This is a genomic window from Pleionea sp. CnH1-48 (assembly GCF_024124665.1).
GTDB lineage: Bacteria > Pseudomonadota > Gammaproteobacteria > Enterobacterales > Kangiellaceae > JAMXSB01.
In genome coordinates this window covers 100,497-118,130 of record NZ_JAMXSB010000016.1, presented here as the reverse complement: position 1 = coordinate 118,130, position 17,634 = coordinate 100,497, and the positions used below count along the sequence as shown (strand labels likewise).

Sequence of the window (17,634 nt, the reverse complement as noted above, 5' to 3'; positions counted from 1 at the left end):
GCTCTTCTCCTTATGCTCGACGATCAAACAGTGAGTAAAGAACTGGAATAACGATCAAGGTCAACAAGGTTGAAATCAGCAAGCCGCCAATAACCGTAATGGCCATCGGAGCTCGAATTTCCGCACCCTCGCCAATACCTAATGCCAAAGGCAACATACCTAAGGTGGTTGTTAGTGTCGTCATCACAATAGGACGTAAACGTGCTTGTCCCGCAGATTTTATCGCCTCTAACTTAGCCATGCCCGTTTCTCGCAGCTGGTTGATCCTGTCAATCAATACAATCGCATTGTTAACCACAATACCGGCCAACATAATCAGTCCGATAAAGACCACAACGCTGATAGTTGAACCAGTTAAGTACAGCGCGAAGATAGCACCAACCAATGCTAAAGGAACACTGAACAAAATAACAAAAGGATGCAACAGAGACTCAAACTGTGAAGCCATGACCAGATAAACCAGGAAGATGGCGAGAGCTAAAGCAAACTTTAATGAGTTAAAAGATACCTGCATCTCTTCGTTTTGCCCTGTAACACGAACTTCAACACCCTTCATAGGTGGTAGCTCATCCACCAACTCAGCCAATTTGGCGGCACCCTGTCCTAAATCTCCGTATTTAAGATTGGCGCTTACGATTGCCACTCGCTCCTGGCTGGTGCGATGAATTTCGCTTGGGCCTTCTGCAACCGTCACCGTCGCTATCGCACTCAGTGTAAGAGGACGGTCTTCTTGTGGATTAACAATCAGACGGCGCACATCTTCTACCGAAGAACGATCGGTCTCTGATGCGCGAACCAGTACATCAATTTTACGATCTCTAAACGCGTACTTGGTAGCCACTTCACCGCGCAGTTTACGCACAACATTATTGGCAACTTCAGGTACCGACAACCCCAAGTGAGCCGCTCGCTCGTGATCAAAAACGATTTGAACTTCGGGATGCCCCTGCTCTACCGTCGATTTAATGTCACTGAAGCGATCAACATTTTGCATTTTTTCAACCAGCGCTTGGCTGATTTGTTTTACTTTTTCACGATTAAAGCCAACGATTTCTACTTCTAAAGGTGTTTTGAAACTGAATAATGTAGGACGACTCACCTTAACTTCTATACCCGCCATGGTCGACAGACTCTCACGGATTTGCCGAATAACTTGCTCTTCCAATTCGTGATTTACTGGCTTCTTAAGTACCACGCTTAGCTGTCCCCAGTTTTCACCGCCTTTATCTGGGCTAGCATCCAGACGATTACCAGAACCAGCAACAGAGTAAGTTCTTTCGATCGCATCGATGTTCGACAGACGATTTTGCGCTTCTGTCACAATGCCATCGGTTTCTTTTAGTGGTGTTCCTGATACAGCTTTAATTTCTACTGCTAATTCGCCTTGAGACAACTGAGGAATCAATTCAACACCAATAAGAGGCACTAAACTCAGCGAGAAAGTAAACACACCAACAGCCACAAGAATAACTATTGCTTTAAATTTTAAAGACCAATCAAGTAACTTCTTGTACGCCGATGCAATGGCTTTATAGAATATATTAAAGCCCCACACCAAAGGCTTAAATGCCCAGCGGAAAGCCGTTGAAATCAACCCAGCAATTAATTGGAAAAACAGATAAACATAAGTAGGTGCTGTCACAAATACACGATGGTAAATGCGGCCACCTCGGGTCTCTGGCAATGCCTCTTCTTGAATAGTCGCGTTGTAAGGATTTTTTCGCCCACCCAGTGACGACAACATCGGAATCAAAGTCACCGCAACAATCAAAGAAATAATCAAAGCAAAGGTTACGGTCAGGGCCTGATCACTAAAGAGTTGCCCAGCAATACCCTGAACAAAAACCAGAGGTAAGAACACCGCAACCGTCGTTAAAGTAGCCGCCACAATGGCAGAGGCAACTTCTCCTGCACCTTGCTGAGCGGCTTCCATAATATCGGCGCCTTCTTCTCGTTTTCGGGCTATGTTTTCGAGCACCACAATGGCATTATCCACCAACAATCCTACCGCTAGTGCCAGCCCTCCTAAAGACATGATATTCATGGTAATACCAAAACCATACATCATGTTAAAACTGACAATGACCGAAATAGGAATCGATAAAGAAATGATTAATGTCGCACGAAAATTCTTCAAGAATAAGTACAAGACGATCATCGCCAACACACCACCGATGATGGCATTTAAAATCACCTCATTGATAGACTGTTCAATAAAGTGTGACTGATCGTATATTTTATCGAGTTTATAATTGTCAGGCAGCGACTTTTCTACGCGCTTTAGACGTTTCTTTAACCGCTGTGCTACCGTTACAGTGTTGGCATCACCTTCTTTATAAATTGCGATTTCTACCGCTTCAATACCATTGATTCGAGTAATAGCTTCACGCTCTTTGTAACGCTGAAAAACTTCTGCCACATCACGTAAATACACCGGATGACCATCAACGTTAGCAATAATGGAGTTCGCCATGGCTTCAACAGAACCATACTGGTTGATAGTACGCACCAGATACTGTTGAGTTCCCTCTTCTAATCGACCACCCGACAAGTTCACATTTTCAGCTTTAAGTCGTGCTGCGACTTGATCAATAGAAAGATTCAACTGAGCTAATTTATTTTGATCCACCAGTACCTGAATTTCATCTTCCAGTCCACCACTGATCTTAACCGCCGCAATACCTTCGATGGACTCTATGCGACGCTTGATTTCTTCCTCCGAAAAACGACGTAACTGAATAAGGTTGCTATCGTTTAACGCAAACTCTTGCGCCGAGTTGTCTTCTTTATTAGATAAACTCAAACGAATAATAGGATCTAAGGAGGGGTTAAAACGTAACAGCGATGGACGTTTTACTTCCAGAGGCAATTGAACAATATCAAGTTTCTCGCGCACATCGAGACCAGCAAACCCCATGTCGCTGCCCCACTCAAACTCCAGCATAACATCAGATTGTCCAGCTCGAGACACAGAGCGAATTTCTCGTAATCCTTTAATGACGCCGAGTGATTCTTCAATTGGCTTAGTGATCAGATTTTCAACTTCGGCAGGAGCGGCACCGGTAAACTCAGTACGAACCGTCAAAGTAGGATAAGACAGGTCTGGCAGCAACGTCAGCCCCAAACGATTCACTAAAACCATACCAAACATTAACAATGCAATAGTAAACATCGATATGGTAACGGGACGTCGTGTAGATAATTGAATGAGGGAATAGCTTAACTGCATGTTAGCGCCTTTTGATAAACTTTTATTAAAATATACCCGTCTTTCAAAGTGCTGTGGTGTTGACTGTGCGCACTACCCTCTTCACTTAGTCGCCTAAGCTGGGGAATTTATTTGCTGGCCACCTAGCTGCACTATGAAATGCTTTGGCTATAGAACCATGAGCCAGTTCATTTATTTGAATAAACTGGCCCTCCCTAAAAACCGTCAATATTAACGGCTTTCTGCGGTTTCCAAGGCTTGCTGCGTGACTTCCTGATTTAAGATGTTCACAAGAGACTCATCTTTTAAGCTGTTTTGTCCGGCTGTAACCACCAAGTCGCCAGCCGACACGCCCGCTAAAACCTCAATGTGATGAGCATCAATAAAGCCAGTTTCTACGACAACTTTGTGAGCGCTGTTTTCTCGAATAACGAAAACTGACGGAGCACCTTCTTCAGCAATCAATGCATTTTTATCAATTAATAAGGTGTCATCATGGTTAGCATAAACAATGGCAACACGGCCAAACATACCAGGACGCAAGACATAGTCTTTATTGTCCATTTCGATGGTTACTTTAAAAGTACCGCTGTTTGAATTAATAACAGGACTAATACGCTCTATATGCCCTTGAAAATACTCTCCTTCGCGGGCATCAACACGCAAGTTAGCCAACTGGTTAACTTTAAGTTTACTTAATTCTTTTTCAGGAACATGGATAATAGCGTGAAGCGAATCGAAATCAGTGATTTTAAAAACAGCCTGATTGACGTTCACCATGTTACCGACTTTAATTAAACGCTCGGATACAATGCCATCAATAGGCGCTTTAATGGTGGCATAACGAGCATTTAGTTGAGCCAGCTCGTAAGCTGCTTTTTGCGCTGCATATTCAAACTTTAAGCGCTCAAAAGTATCTGAACTGACCATTTTCTTTTTGTAGATGCGACGATTTCTTTCTAACTCATTTTCCAACTTTTTCAGGTTGGCTTCGGAGCGCTTCATTTCTAACTTAAGTTTTTCTACGTCCAACTGAGCAAGTACTTGTCCTTGCTTAACTAAATCACCTTCTTCAACAAAAATCTTGGTAACGATTTCTCCTGTTTTGGCTACGACCGTTGCCTCTTCTTCTGCTTCCAAAGAAGTCGTATTGGTATAAACAGCATTGATACTGCCCTCAACGACTTTAGCAACCTCAACTGGCACGGCTACTTTTTTCTTTTCTTCCTTGTTCTCGGCTTGCTCCTTAGCGTTTTCGTCCCCACATGCCATTAGAACCATGGATAAACCCAAACATAAACATACTCTTAATGGATTTTTGTATTTCGAATTCATAATCAGATCCAATCTATCGTTTGATTGTTGCTCAACTTTGCCCAATGAAACAAACCTTATGCTTCCGCCGCATAGTGTTATACACAAATATAACACCGACTCACTAAAACACAACCGATATTATATTGAGATAAGCTGACTTAGCGCTGAATAAAGATGCCTAAAGCCATTTGCTATTTTGTTAAAGCATTTCTAATGCCAACTTAAACAAAATCACATAACATATTGTTTTTACTTGAAAATATAACCAATCAAGAAGCTCAACCACTGGTCTTTAATGTGCTTTTTTATGATTTATTGTGAATAACACTAATGATTCGTCTAATTGCAAAGTTGGATGCAATCATTCGTAAATAAATGTTTCAACTGGCAAAACAAAGCGCAAAAGCTTATCTCATGTCGCTTTGGACGATAACCATCGGCAAAAGGTTTGAGCGCCCTAACAAAAAAGAAAACATTCCGTCGTTATGAAGCTGTCACTGTAAGTTGGTACAAATGCTGCCCACTCTCATGATACTTATGCTCAAATAAAGTAAGCGGCGAACCTACCTCCAGTTCTTCAACTGCATATTCAGTATAGCCCAGCAGCGACCAGGCTTTAGCAAATTCGGCTAAATAAACAGGCCAGTTGCTACGCAGATGGATATAGGGTGATAGTCGAGGCAAATACGAAAATACCGGATGCCCATGCCAACGACGCTTAAAATGATCCGCTTTTGGCCACGGGTTCGGGTACAAAATATAGTGCTTCTCAAATAAGAGGTTAGCTTCAATACACAAACGCCAAACATCTTCGCAATTAGCGCGTAAAAACAGGCAATTATCAGGCACATCCTCACCACCACTGCCTGGCTTGGTGATCCTCACTTTTGACTGATCCACGCCAACAACCAGATGTTCTGGGTGCTGCTTAGCCAAATTAACCGTACTCATCCCTGTTCCACAACAGGAATCCATGATCAGTGGCTTAGAACGTCCATCAATCCAGACCACCAATTGCTCAAAAGCTTCATGATTATGAGCCTGAATAGGTTTTTTGTACTCCGAGTCTCGATGGCGACACACCACTTTTTCCAGATGCTCATAAAGACCCGATTGATTTGATGAAACTTCCTTTGAATTAGCAAACAAAGTGGAAACCCTGATAAATAGTCGCAATGTGCTTTGCTGCACACATAGTTATGCAATAAGAGCCCGCTATTTTATCACATGAGTGGTGAGTTGAAAGAGCTTAGCTTACTAAGTGACTGGAATGAACGAATGCAGCCTCACTCTGTATTTTGCTAGTGAGAAAGATGTATCTGCATGTCTTTTTATCCATTTGCTCCAATCATCTTTATTGAGCGTATAACAAAATATCCAGAGCCAATTGAACGACTCTACCCAGACCATCTTAATTTGCTATATATCAGGTAGCAAGGCGATGATTAGGTAAGCAACACACGTAAATGGTGTATGATGACCAATGTAGTGCAATTTAAGCGCCAAGGTTTTAATAAAAAATTGTCGAGCAACAACCCACATAACAGCGCGTCGGAACGCCCAAATCAACGCTGGATTGATTGCGTGCTCGCTATCGCTCAAAAAGAAGACACAAAAGCTTTTCAGCAGCTATTTGATTATTTTGCTCCGCGAGTTAAGCACTTTTTTATCAAAGCTCAACTTGACGAAAGAGTTAGCGAAGAATTGACACAAGAAACCTTCATCAGCGTGTGGAAGTTTGCCAATTACTTTGAGTCTAATAAAGGTCAGGTATCGACCTGGATCTTTACTATCGCAAGAAACAAGAAGCTGGATTTCTACCGAAAGCAGAATCGTCAGGTCCCTACATTAGATGTGGAGCAAGACGATTGGGCAGGAGACGAGCAAAGTGAACAATACGACGCACGTCAGTTTGACGAGGTGAAGACCTTGATTAAACACCTGCCAGAAGAACAAGTGACGATTTTGCAAAAAGTCTACTTTGAAGAACTGAGTCATCAAAAAACAGCCGATGCACTGAACATCACACTCGGTACAGTAAAAGGAAGAATTCGTAGCGCAATAAATAACTTAAGCAAGTTAATGAGAGGTACACAATGACTTGCCAACATCACCCCGACTCCCAGCAGCTATTAGCATTTGCTTCTGGTCGACTCAGTTTTGCCAGACAAACGGCCATTCAGATACATTTAAATATGTGCCCACACTGTGCCTCGCATGTTCATCAGCTTGAATCGTTTGGCGGAGACTGGCTTGATAAACTCGAGCCCCAGCCTCTCACGCATATCAATGCCGCCAATGTTTTGGATGCTATTCGAAAACAAACTGACAGCAAGCCGCAACCGTCGACTTCAGACTATTCTGATATCATCCATAAAGCGGTAAGAGGAGAAACCGATCAACTGAACTGGCACTGGCGAACCAAACGATTTGCCGAGCTACCTTTGGCAGCTAATGATGATGGGTTAGAAGTAAAACTGATTTATATTAAGCCTGGAATGAAAGTCCCTAAACACACTCATCAGGGGAAAGAAATCACGGTATTATTGCAGGGTTCATTCCATGACCATTTGGGACACTATCGTCGTGGAGATTACGTTGTTCGAGACAGAAACCACGAACACTCTCCTCAAGCGGACAGTGAATGTATCTGCCTGGCAATTACGGACGCACCTTTAAAGTTTACAGGCACATTTGGCCCGGTACTTAACTGGCTATTTAACTGAATAAGTCTTAACTAGAGCTATCAAACTCAATCATTAAGATGCGAGTAAATACGACAGCTTCATTTGTGCCATAAGCAGGTTCTGAAGTTGTGTCCTGCTACGTCGAATTTAGAATCGATATTCGTTATTTAAACCTGGTGTCACATAAACGAGTTGAGCCTTTTCAATAACTTGGATTTTGTGCCACTCGCCTTTTCGTATTATGCAGGAATCACCAGGTTTCAACTCCAAACACTTATCTGGATTTGAATCAGACTCAACCGCTATTTTTCCGCTAAGTAAAATGATTATTTCATCGCCATCGTTATGACGCTCACCATTATGGGGTGGACTACACTCCATCGTTGCCAAACCAATGGTAGTTCCCTTGATCTCTTTTGGCGCTCCAAATTCGATCTTATTAGAATGAACGGAATTATCTTTATGAATCGAAAGAATAAATTCATTTAGGTCAACTGAATCGATATTTTTCATAATGCACTCAGTTTTTTATTCGGCATAACAACTCGTATTGGTAACTTGCAAAGTAACACAGATTACAAAGTTAGTTAACTTGAATGGTCAAGGATCGCTCGCAAGAGTCTGTTAGATAAAGTTCAAACTGAGTAAAACAAACGATAAGATTGGATATGAGCTTTCGCAATTTAACAAAAAAAGGGACGCTCTTTGAGCGCCCCTTCTCGAAAGTGTGTTACTTTTTCTGCTGTGCCCCCATATTCCACAGAATAGATTGGTCAGCTCCCATTAATGTGGTTGGCATCTGTCCATTCCACTGTTGTGCACGAACGTATTCTACCAAGGTGTTGTTCTTGGCAATTGCTTTCGCTTTTGCTTCGATAGCAGAAGCTTCTGCTTTACCTTTTTGCAAAATAGCGTAAGCCTGGGCTTCAGCTTCTGCTTTAATTTTATAGGCTTCACCATCAGCTTTCGCTTTCGTTGCATCACGACGAGCGTTAGCGGTATTTACTTCTCGTTGCGCTTCAAGGTTTTGACGTTCAAGTTTGTGTTTTTCCGCCGCGGCCAGGTTCAGTTCCGTTTGTTTTGTTTCAATGGACTGAATATATTTGGGAGGCAAATTAACATCTTCGATTTGAACATCACCGAGTTCAATAGGAAGCCCTGCTGTTTCCTCTTCTAGCAGTTGCTCAATACGACGTATTGCAGCATTTCGGTTCTGTATAATTTGTTCGGCTTTAAACTCGGCTAACCCCGCCTTGCTTGCACTACGCAATCTAGGATCTAAGATACGTTGCTCAAATTGATCAAGGCCACCATATTGCTTATACAGTTCAATAGCCGCACTTTTTGTTACCGTCCAGTTAACAGCAGTCACCGCTTTTACGGGCATTTGCTCCGCTGTCGCCGCATTCATGGTTTCTACATTCTTGCGCGTTCGCACTTCTATCTCGACCACCGCATCCATGATTGGAACCTTCATGTGAATGCCTGGGTCGACTTGTTCAATGGCTTTTCCAAACCGCTTCACAACCCCAACATGACCTTCGTCAACGGTGAAAACAGTTCCCATAATCAGCGCGATAGCCGAGAATGCAACCATTCCCGCAAGGCCTAGTTTAGCTTTAGATTTTTGGTCATTTCTCATCAAAATACGTCTCCTTGATGATCAGGGGCTATAGATCTTTAGATGATGGCCCCTAACAAGATTAATTTTATTTATACGGCTCAGAGACTCCTTCTCTAAGCAATTATCTACTGAGTCTTTCCCTCGACAAAATTATTACAAAAAACGCAATAAAGCTACTGTAATCCTAACAACTGCTCTCTTAGTGCTGGTGCATTCGTCGCTTCATGCAACCAGATTGCCAAAAAACAACCAGCAAAAAATGGGTCTTTAATACGGCCAATAGGTTGTTCATTGAACAGAAAGATAGATTCGCCAGTCGTCATCACATCTAGTGTTAGTTGGTCTCCCTCTTTAATGTCTGGCCATATTTTATTCAGCTGCTTCTCCCATCGGTTAATGTCTTGGCACTCAGTTGTTTTATCCAGCTCTAAATCAAGCCACTCATCCATCGTTGTTTCAACCAGTTCTTCACCCTCAATATCCATCAAATAACGAATGTTCAAACGTAATGGTCGAGTCCTACCGTAATCTCCATTGAAAGGCTGAGCTCCCCATAAAGAGGCGTTATATATAGAAATACCCCACCATGTGTAAGTCCCTTTGCCCAACTCAACTAAGGACGAAGAAGTCGATAAACAAAGAGAACTCATAGCGACGAAAATTAAGGTAAGAGATGCTTTCATGAGTTCGACCGCCGATTAATAAAATGATGGTTAGGCTGTAGCCGAATTAGTCCGCTGAATACAAGCATGAGCAATGCCCAGACAATGGACAGAATGGGATAACCAAGCTCGCCTGCCACTTGAAGAGCCTCAAACTGAGCGCCAGCCCAATAAGCTGCGGGCCCAAAAACAGAGCCAGCGATAAAAGCATAGACCGGTCGACGCATTAACCAATCAAGACTGATGGTCAAGGTACTAGAGAATAAAAACCATAATAGAACAAGCCAGAAAGGGAGCAGGAAAAACACGGGAGAAAAGCTCAGCACCCCTAAGTAGCTCAGTATCGAATCGACAAAGATACCAATGACTGCACATTGAATAGTGATAAAAATTCGCACCTTGCTCCACGGCTCCGAATGGTAGAGCCACATTAGTAACATGGCAGTCACAACCACAGAACGAGTATCATGCCAAAAAGCACAAGCTAACCAGCCAAGCTGAAAAGCAGTAAAGTTACTCAGCAGCTTAGATAAGGAGTATTGATATAACATAGATTACTCACTGCTCTTGCTGACCTGAAAGTGAGCGACACTGATGGTGTTTTGTAGAAAGCCACCTTCACAGTAATGAAAATAAAAATTCCACAACCGATAAAAACGCTGGTCGTAGCCAAAAGGTTTAATATCTTGCCAGTGCTTATTAAAGTTGTTGCGCCACAATGTTAATGTTCGTGCATAATCCCGACCAAAATGCTCCACACCGTCAAGACTCAACTCACTCTCATGAGAAATTTTTTCGCGAATCACTTGATCAGAAGGCAAAGCTCCACCAGGGAATATATATTTTTGAATAAAGTCACAACCTTCCTTGTAACTTTGGTAGCGGTTATCATCAATGAGTATGGACTGTATCAGCAACTTACCATTAGGTCGCAGTAGTTGATTGCACTGTTTAAAATAATGGTCCAGAAGCTCATGACCGACGGCCTCAATCATTTCAATAGAGACAATCTTATCAAACTTACCCGTCAAATCACGGTAATCTGTTTTGAGTAAAGTAATCTGTTCTTGCAAACCCTGCTCTTCGATCAATGCTTGCGTATACTCAAACTGCTCATCCGATAAAGTCGTTGTAGTGACCTGGCATTGATAGTCTTTAGCCATACAGATAGCAAGAGCCCCCCACCCGGTACCAATTTCTAAAACCTTATCACCCGGCTTTAAATCCAGCTTTTTACAAATCACCTGTAATTTATGTACAGAGGCTTCATATAGAGAAGCTTCCTCTCGGGGGAACATTGCAGCAGAATAAAGCATGGTTTCATCCAGAAATCGAGAATAAAGTTCGTTTCCTAAATCATAGTGGGCGACAATGTTGTCTTTTGAACGCTTACGGGTATTCCATATAAAATTACTTTTCAACCAATTAACAGGTTTACTAAACCAGCGAGAGAATGACTCAATTCGATCAATCATCGGCAAGTTGGCAGCCACTACTTGAATGACATCCGTCACATTGTCAGAGTCCCACCACTCTTCGATAAAGGCTTCACCCGCCCCGACACTACCTGAGGATAGAAGTCGGCTATAAAACCGAGGATCTCGCACAATGACATTTGCTTTTAAGGAATCGTCGTTGCCAAAAACAAAACGTTGATCGCCTTCGATGACCACAAGCTGTCCTTTTTGAATGTGCTTGAGGCCTCTTAAACACACACTACGGCACACCGATGATAACCAGGATGATGAGCTCTTAGATTGACTGATTTTATCGGTAATTAACCGGCTACTACTCATTTAATTTTCTCCTATTTATAACCGGGATGAGTATATAAAGGAATACGCTTAACAAAGAGCTTTAGAGCTTGCCAATAGATACGAAATAGCGTTTGCAAGGATAATAACGGCCTGCGGCTTATCATTCGGTAAAATTGCTTCTTATCCATTTTTTGACGGCACAAAGACATTGCCGCATCAAAATGCTTAGTTTGATTAGCAAATAAACTTAACTTAAGAGTCACCTTTTTGATATCAATATGCGCATGCCACTGATATTCCATAGCCATGGGATTGTAGGGAGAAACATGAAAAGCTTTATCGGTTGTGGCTTTTAGTGTCGTGTCAGAATCAGATAGCGTGTGCCAGTAAAGATGTCTTTGATTCCATGGCGTATTGCTCACCTCCGACATTAAATAGCTTAGCTGTCCTTCATCATCATAGAAATAAAATAATGCAATAGGATTAAAAACCATTCCTAACACGCGCCAGTTGGCCAACATCATAATAGTGCCAGAAAATGGCTGTTCGCTGTAGTCTTCAACCAACCGCTTTGCTCGTTGATACAAAGATTCAGATGCTACCCGATGCTCTCTTAAATAATCATCTTCACAAAACCGATAAAGGCTCCAGCGATTTTTTGTCGACATTAAAGATGAAAGCTCATCCAACTCCTTACTCTTTTGTAAATTTACAAGAGGCATACTCACGGGATAAGAGAATTGATGATGCCGAGGGTGATGCCGACAATGACTCACCACACCTTCACATAAAGCATGTTCAAACACAGTGTGCCTCCCGAGCACTGTTCTCCACCACAAAAGAGCTGTGTGACTCTGACTCTAATTGACTATCAAGAGCATTGACAACATCCAAAGCGCTTCTAACTCCATCTTCATGAAAACCAGCATACCAGTAAGCACCACAGAACCAGAGTCGATTGACACCATTGATCTTGTGTCGACTTTGCTGAGCTTCTAGAGTGCCTCGATTGTAAACAGGATGGTCGTAATGGTAAGTACCCAGTATTTTATCAGGGTCGATGGAATCAGTATCGTTAAGCGTGACACAAAAAGTATGAATAGACTCAATTCTCTGTAGGATATTCATATTGTAAGTGAGTGTTGCTTTAGTTGTCGCTTCCTTTTTAATACGGTAGTTCCAACTTGACCATGCTCGTTGAGACTTGGGTAGCAAACTTTTATCGGTATGCAAAACGACTTCATTGCTTTGATAGTTTAACTGGGACAGAACCTCTAGTTCTGATGTTCCAGGGTCATCAATAAGAGCGAGAGCTTGATCGCTATGACAGGCGAATATCACTTCATCAAAATCATAAAGTTTATCATTCGTAGCTACTTTAACGGACCGACTACCTCGCATCACACTTCTTACAGGCGTATTCAGTAAAATCTTATCCTTAAATGGCTTAATCATCGCATCGACATAGGCTTGAGAACCATTTTTGATCACACGCCATTGTGGTCGGTCACCAACATTAAGCAAGCCATGATTAGCAAAAAACTGTAGAAAATAACGCGCAGGAAAATCGAGCATTTCCTGTAAGCCACAAGACCATATTGCCGCTCCCATGGGAACCAGATATTTGTCAGCAAAACGTTGACTTAAATTAAGAGAGTCAAGGTACTCACCTAAAGATATTGACTCATCAAGTTGACCAGTCGATAAATCTTTTTTTCCCTGTTGGTTAAAGCGAATAATATCGGCAATCATTTTCCAATGTCGCCAATTGAAGATGTTTTTACGTTGGGTAAATAATGAAGAAAGCGATCCTCCAGAATACTCTAAGCCTGACTGCTCACAACTTACAGAAAAGCCCATCTCTGTATCGAGGTATTCGACATCAAGCTGCTCTATAATTTTATTAAACTCTGGGTATGTCCAGTTGTTAAAGACAATAAATCCGGTATCAATAAGGTAGCCATCACCTTCAATACTCACTTCTTTGGTTGCAGTATGCCCGCCGATATAGTCATTCGCTTCAAACAGAGTAATATCATATTTTGAATGCAAATAGTGAGCACATGTTAACCCAGAAATGCCTGTTCCTATGATTGCTATTCGTTTCATGTTTTTAACATTCTCCCTGCTATCCATTGACGAAAGTTCACTGGCAGACATCCAATCATACGTAAAACAGAAGTAAAAATAACAGGGTAATTGATTGTAGCCTTCTTCTTTAGTAAACCGTCGAATACTTTTTTGGCCAACTGCTCAGATGAAACCATCATCGGCATCGGAAAATCGTTTTTGTCTGTTAAAGGAGTTTTGATAAAACCGGGATTGATCGTGCAAAAGTGAATGCCCTTGCATTTTGCCGATACCGCATAAGCTTCAGTGAAATAACTCAGCGCCGCCTTAGACGCGCCGTAAGCTTCCGCTCTAGGCATAGGGAAAAAGGCAGCAGAGCTGCTCATTACAGCAATGGTTCCGCCACCACTGTGAGTCATTTTGTCCATCAACATTTGCATGCCAAGAATATTGCCAGAAAAGTTGGTCGCCACTAAGCGATCAACCAAGGCTACATCAATATGAGCATCATCAAGATACTCGCATGTACCTGCATTTAAGATCGCAATGTCAAATGACACATCGACCAGCTGGTTACAAAAACATCGCCGCCAATCCTCATGCTTGGATATGTCCAGAACGATAGGAACAAAACTGGAGTATTCACTTGCTAAGGCATTAAGTTTGGCTTCATTGCGCCCACAACCATAAACTCTGGCACCATGCACACAAGCATGTCGTAGCAGTCCCTCTCCAATTCCAGAAGTCACTCCGGTAATGAACAGGGTCTTATTAGCCAGCATCATAGCGGGAAACTCTCTTTTTCACCCAGCGAACTGCGGTGCCAAGTACTGGCAAATGCTCATACATCATGCTGCCCGCATCAAAATAGTCTTGATGCCAATATATCTTGTCGTGAAATAGCAACTTGGAGGCCCCATCAACCTCGATCATTTTGCCTCGCTTGATGGCTGAATGTTGATAGCGCATCTGCCAGGTAATAAAGGCACAATCGCTTTGTTGTACAACATCCTCAACTTTTACTTCGTAGTGAGAGAGATTATCAAACAAGGAGGCCATATAAGCAGAAAAATGGGTCAGCCCTTCTACCTGATGAAGGGGATCAATAAAACAGATATCGTCAGCATAAATTCCAGCCAAACGAGGTATCTTTTGGCGATTCATCGTGGTAAATAACTGAACAAAGTGACCTATCAATGGCGATTCTTTAGCACCCATAAAATCTAGTAACTCTCTTATAACAACGGGTTAATTCTCACGCAGAACCCTGAATAAGCATAGACGTCGATAATCACGATGATTCTGCGAACATCGGTAGCTTATCAGGGCTTTAGAATCTTATACGTCAGCTACACAGAAACGGATCGGCAAAATTGGCCTAGAGATACCGTAAAATCCAGCTGTCATGACGGCGCTTTATGCCTGCATACCAGCGACATAAGAAGTAGAATCCCAGAGTGACCACCAGCCAGACTCCATAAGTCAGCCATAAGTTAGGTTGATAGCCAGCCGGAAACGCTGAGGGGCCAGCTAATTGCCATCCGGTAGAAGTAGTGAGAGACCAGAACCAGAAAACCGCCAGCAAATGAATAACAGGGACATGCAAGACGTAGAAGAAGAATGGAACGCGACCAAAGACCTGAAACAACGAGCTCCAGCGCCATTTATATTTTTCTAACGCGCCGAGAAACACCAACGCAGGGCCCAAAGTCATACACAAATACAAGAGGGATGGTGGGTATTTTTGTGTATTCAAGAAGGAGATTAAACTAAACACCTCCCCGCGCGACTGCATTTGCCAAGGCACAGGATCACCATAAATATTAAGTAGGCGCAATCCGATAAACAGCGTTATCGCAAATGATCCAGCAATAACACAGCGTTGAGAAAAAGTCGCTTCACTTTCTATCAGCCAGGCTGTCGCAACATATCCTAACGCCATCACACCAATCCAGGGAATTAATGGGTAAGCAACAAAGACAGAAAAACCAGGTTGAGAAACATTTAAAAAGGTTGGTTCATGCAAAATATTCCATAACCAACCGATATCGCCAAAAGAAGCCGCAGAAATACTATCCAACAGGTTATGCCCTAAAATAAAAAAGCCAGCAACACACCAGATGATGATTCGTGGGCAGTAAGTCAACAGTGCAAGACAAATCATGGAAATACCAAGAACCCATATAACTTGCAAAATAAAAAATGGAGCAATATTAAATGTCCAGGACGGTGCAATAATAATAAGCTCAATAAAAACCAGCCACAAACCTCGGGTTAATAAAAAGTATCTCAACTCCTTTTTACTTTGTTGTTTTTGTTGAAAGAGATAGGCACCAACACCTGCCAGAAAGACAAAGACAGGAGCACAAAAATGAGTAACCCATCGCGTAAAAAATAACTCTGGTGAAGTTTGACTGACGTCTTCTGGCATAAAGGGAAATGGAGAAAAGAAATTTCTCACATGGTCCAGTGCCATCAAAACAATCACTATCCCTCTCAGTTGATCAATGGAATCATATCTCGCAATTTTATTATTCATTTTCTTCTCGCTTGCGTCACTGTCCATAACGCTTGAGAATACTCTCAACAGAGGGCACACCAACAGAAAAATATGTAACGAAATTTTAAAATAGAATTGATTTGAGATAACAAAAGTCAAAACACTAAGAGTGTTCCCTGAAAATATTTCAACTTCGAATAAAATGACTCTTAAGAAAAGAAGAGACTATACCAAACGATATATCCCCGTCGCCTTTCAAGATGCAGCGATATTGGCTTACTGGCCACCTACCTGCATCATGAAATACTTTGGGTATAGTCTCTACTAAACTAAGTTCTAGAATAGCAACTTATAAACCTTTGCAATTCGCGTAATAAGTTGTTGTTGCAGGCCAGTCAGAGAAAATTCCTAAAATACCGACATCCTGTGCCAACACATCGAGCACTTCGAACATATCACCGTCATTATTAATAACTTCACTGGTGGTTTGATAATACCAACCGCCTTTGTCTTTTAATAAACCAGAACGCTCAATAGTCCAGGTAATAATATCCAGCCCCGCCATCTTAGCTTCTTCTGCATAAGTCGATGGTACGATTTTTCCTTCTTTAACATCCAACAACATCCACATTGGTGGTGCAATAATATTAACACCATCGGCAACCAGCTCAGACATATTAGGAGACCAGGTAGAAGGCTCATTGTGGTCGAATGAAGGATCACTATAACGTCCATCCAGATAAACCGCTTGACGTCCAAAACGAGGCTCGTTTTCGATCCAGTAACGCACATCATCAACATTAAAAGACTGAGGGAATACTTTACGAGGATGAACACCCGCAGCACGATACTCATCAATCATTTGTTGTGCATAGTCTTGCTGTGTGTAGTCGCCCTCATAAGGCATGGGTACACTGGGAGCTTTTAGCTCAGGCGTCATTTTGACTCGATGCTTCTTGAATAACTCGATACTCTCAGCGTGAGTTAACAAAGTCCCTTTAGCTGAATACAGATCCGTTCTCCATGCCGCAGTCCCATCCATATATTCTTCAACCGTAGAAGCGTTTGGATTGGCCGCATCCATTTTTCCTTCTAGTGTTTTAAATTCCGCTAAAGTAATGTCGCTGGTACAACATTTTGCAGAAGCCGAAATACCAGCTAACGCATTAGCAGGCGTAAAGGGTTCCGAACATTTTGCCGCTAACTCTGGAATAGCAAGAATGTTTGTTGTCGTATGAAGATCACACTGAGAATGACGACAAACCAATTCACGATCTTTGGTAAAGGTAACGTCGCACTCTAGAATACCAGCACCCATGCGGATCGCTGCTTCATAAGATTCTTTAGTGTGCTCAGGAAACTGCATCGGTGCGCCTCGATGCCCAATAGAAAAGTCAGACTTCTTAAAGCGTTTATTCGAACAACGCTTTAGCTGACGTTTAAGAGGGCCTTCATCCATATCTTCAACCAAAAAAAACGGACGAGGTCCCAATTGAACCTTGGCGGGCTTGCGGAACCAATGGAATTTTTCCGCTTCTGCTTCCAACTGAGTGTCATTTTTTGCATAACTGCTGCATGCCATTAAGCTCATAGCAGAAGCCGTCACGGCCAAAGCTAACGTGTTCAGCATTTTCATTTTATTCTCCAGGTTATCACTACGAATTACGGGGTTACCTTATTCACGAGATATGTCAGATACGTGATCAGAATATATATAGCTGATGACACTTTTATTTCAACACATTGATTTTTAAAGAGAAAATCTCAATTTCGCTTAAAGCACTACTAAAGTGAGAGCTCTCACCTATG

General features: G+C 42.2%; 16 protein-coding genes. 2 read left to right on the top strand and 14 right to left on the bottom strand.

The features are described from left to right. Positions 1-10: 10 nt before the first annotated feature. The 3 genes from NH399_RS21805 to NH399_RS21795 all read right to left on the bottom strand — a co-directional run bounded on the left by NH399_RS21805 (position 11) and on the right by NH399_RS21795 (position 5,674). Positions 11-3,229, bottom strand: a complete 3,219-nt coding sequence (locus NH399_RS21805; protein ID WP_253043323.1) for an efflux RND transporter permease subunit — start codon at positions 3,227-3,229, stop codon at positions 11-13. A 210-nt stretch (positions 3,230-3,439) separates the two neighbouring features. Continuing rightward, the gene (locus tag NH399_RS21800; RefSeq protein ID WP_253043322.1) at positions 3,440-4,543 is read right to left on the bottom strand and encodes an efflux RND transporter periplasmic adaptor subunit; all 1,104 of its coding nucleotides are present in this window, start codon (positions 4,541-4,543) and stop codon (positions 3,440-3,442) included. Positions 4,544-5,008: 465 nt separating this feature from the next. After that, complete coding sequence (locus tag NH399_RS21795) at positions 5,009-5,674, bottom strand: tRNA (guanosine(46)-N(7))-methyltransferase TrmB (RefSeq protein ID WP_253043321.1); 666 nt, start codon at positions 5,672-5,674, stop codon at positions 5,009-5,011. Between the two features lie 324 nt (positions 5,675-5,998). On the opposite strand from NH399_RS21795, the gene NH399_RS21790 reads away from it, so the two are divergent. Next, entirely contained in the window at positions 5,999-6,625 is a 627-nt protein-coding gene (locus NH399_RS21790; RefSeq protein ID WP_253043320.1) for a sigma-70 family RNA polymerase sigma factor, read from the top strand. After that, complete coding sequence (locus NH399_RS21785; protein WP_253043319.1) at positions 6,622-7,251, top strand: ChrR family anti-sigma-E factor; 630 nt, start codon at positions 6,622-6,624, stop codon at positions 7,249-7,251. The genes NH399_RS21790 and NH399_RS21785 overlap by 4 nt, the downstream gene beginning before the upstream one ends. Positions 7,252-7,359: 108 nt before the next feature. Here the strand turns inward: NH399_RS21785 and NH399_RS21780 are convergent, their stop codons facing one another. The 11 genes from NH399_RS21780 to NH399_RS21730 form a co-directional block, all read right to left on the bottom strand. Further along, complete coding sequence (locus NH399_RS21780) at positions 7,360-7,725, bottom strand: cupin domain-containing protein (RefSeq protein WP_253043318.1); 366 nt, start codon at positions 7,723-7,725, stop codon at positions 7,360-7,362. A 217-nt stretch (positions 7,726-7,942) separates the two neighbouring features. Then, a complete protein-coding gene (locus tag NH399_RS21775) occupies positions 7,943-8,854 on the bottom strand; it encodes a prohibitin family protein (RefSeq protein WP_253043317.1) in 912 nt (303 codons plus the stop codon). Positions 8,855-9,009: 155 nt separating this feature from the next. Further along, positions 9,010-9,519 carry a chalcone isomerase family protein gene (locus NH399_RS21770; protein WP_253043316.1) on the bottom strand — a complete coding sequence of 170 codons (510 nt, stop codon included), beginning with the start codon at positions 9,517-9,519 and terminating at the stop codon, positions 9,010-9,012. Continuing rightward, the gene (locus tag NH399_RS21765) at positions 9,516-10,049 is read right to left on the bottom strand and encodes a DUF2878 domain-containing protein (protein ID WP_253043315.1); all 534 of its coding nucleotides are present in this window, start codon (positions 10,047-10,049) and stop codon (positions 9,516-9,518) included. The genes NH399_RS21770 and NH399_RS21765 overlap by 4 nt, the downstream gene beginning before the upstream one ends. Before the next feature lie 3 nt (positions 10,050-10,052). Beyond that, on the bottom strand, positions 10,053-11,294 hold the full coding sequence (locus NH399_RS21760; protein ID WP_253043314.1) for a cyclopropane-fatty-acyl-phospholipid synthase family protein: 1,242 nt from the start codon (positions 11,292-11,294) through the stop codon (positions 10,053-10,055). Between the two features lie 11 nt (positions 11,295-11,305). Next, positions 11,306-12,061: a DUF1365 family protein gene (locus NH399_RS21755; RefSeq protein WP_253043313.1), complete on the bottom strand. Its 756-nt coding sequence runs from the start codon at positions 12,059-12,061 to the stop codon at positions 11,306-11,308. After that, the gene (locus NH399_RS21750) at positions 12,054-13,364 is read right to left on the bottom strand and encodes an NAD(P)/FAD-dependent oxidoreductase (protein ID WP_253043312.1); all 1,311 of its coding nucleotides are present in this window, start codon (positions 13,362-13,364) and stop codon (positions 12,054-12,056) included. Before NH399_RS21750 ends, NH399_RS21755 begins: the two co-directional genes overlap by 8 nt. Continuing rightward, the gene (locus NH399_RS21745) at positions 13,361-14,110 is read right to left on the bottom strand and encodes an SDR family NAD(P)-dependent oxidoreductase (protein WP_253043311.1); all 750 of its coding nucleotides are present in this window, start codon (positions 14,108-14,110) and stop codon (positions 13,361-13,363) included. The genes NH399_RS21750 and NH399_RS21745 overlap by 4 nt, the downstream gene beginning before the upstream one ends. Then, entirely contained in the window at positions 14,097-14,543 is a 447-nt protein-coding gene (locus tag NH399_RS21740; RefSeq protein WP_253043310.1) for a nuclear transport factor 2 family protein, read from the bottom strand. The genes NH399_RS21745 and NH399_RS21740 overlap by 14 nt, the downstream gene beginning before the upstream one ends. Positions 14,544-14,703: 160 nt before the next feature. Further along, positions 14,704-15,864 carry a DUF1624 domain-containing protein gene (locus tag NH399_RS21735; RefSeq protein ID WP_253043309.1) on the bottom strand — a complete coding sequence of 387 codons (1,161 nt, stop codon included), beginning with the start codon at positions 15,862-15,864 and terminating at the stop codon, positions 14,704-14,706. 310 nt (positions 15,865-16,174) lie between these two features. Continuing rightward, a complete protein-coding gene (locus NH399_RS21730; RefSeq protein WP_253043308.1) occupies positions 16,175-17,461 on the bottom strand; it encodes a glycerophosphodiester phosphodiesterase family protein in 1,287 nt (428 codons plus the stop codon). Positions 17,462-17,634 lie beyond the last annotated feature (173 nt).

Bases quoted from the DNA above. Each gene is read 5' to 3' on its own strand.
- NH399_RS21745 (WP_253043311.1), bottom strand. From the start codon at position 14,110: ATGATGCTGGCTAATAAGACCCTGTTCATTACCGGAGTGACTTCTGGA.
- NH399_RS21790 (WP_253043320.1), top strand. From the start codon at position 5,999: ATGATGACCAATGTAGTGCAATTTAAGCGCCAAGGTTTTAATAAAAAA.
- NH399_RS21770 (WP_253043316.1), bottom strand. From the start codon at position 9,519: ATGAAAGCATCTCTTACCTTAATTTTCGTCGCTATGAGTTCTCTTTGT.
- NH399_RS21765 (WP_253043315.1), bottom strand. From the start codon at position 10,049: ATGTTATATCAATACTCCTTATCTAAGCTGCTGAGTAACTTTACTGCT.
- NH399_RS21730 (WP_253043308.1), bottom strand. From the start codon at position 17,461: ATGAAAATGCTGAACACGTTAGCTTTGGCCGTGACGGCTTCTGCTATG.
- NH399_RS21740 (WP_253043310.1), bottom strand. From the start codon at position 14,543: ATGGGTGCTAAAGAATCGCCATTGATAGGTCACTTTGTTCAGTTATTT.
- NH399_RS21805 (WP_253043323.1), bottom strand. From the start codon at position 3,229: ATGCAGTTAAGCTATTCCCTCATTCAATTATCTACACGACGTCCCGTT.
- NH399_RS21760 (WP_253043314.1), bottom strand. From the start codon at position 11,294: ATGAGTAGTAGCCGGTTAATTACCGATAAAATCAGTCAATCTAAGAGC.
- NH399_RS21780 (WP_253043318.1), bottom strand. From the start codon at position 7,725: ATGAAAAATATCGATTCAGTTGACCTAAATGAATTTATTCTTTCGATT.
- NH399_RS21785 (WP_253043319.1), top strand. From the start codon at position 6,622: ATGACTTGCCAACATCACCCCGACTCCCAGCAGCTATTAGCATTTGCT.
- NH399_RS21750 (WP_253043312.1), bottom strand. From the start codon at position 13,364: ATGAAACGAATAGCAATCATAGGAACAGGCATTTCTGGGTTAACATGT.
- NH399_RS21775 (WP_253043317.1), bottom strand. From the start codon at position 8,854: ATGAGAAATGACCAAAAATCTAAAGCTAAACTAGGCCTTGCGGGAATG.
- NH399_RS21735 (WP_253043309.1), bottom strand. From the start codon at position 15,864: ATGAATAATAAAATTGCGAGATATGATTCCATTGATCAACTGAGAGGG.
- NH399_RS21800 (WP_253043322.1), bottom strand. From the start codon at position 4,543: ATGAATTCGAAATACAAAAATCCATTAAGAGTATGTTTATGTTTGGGT.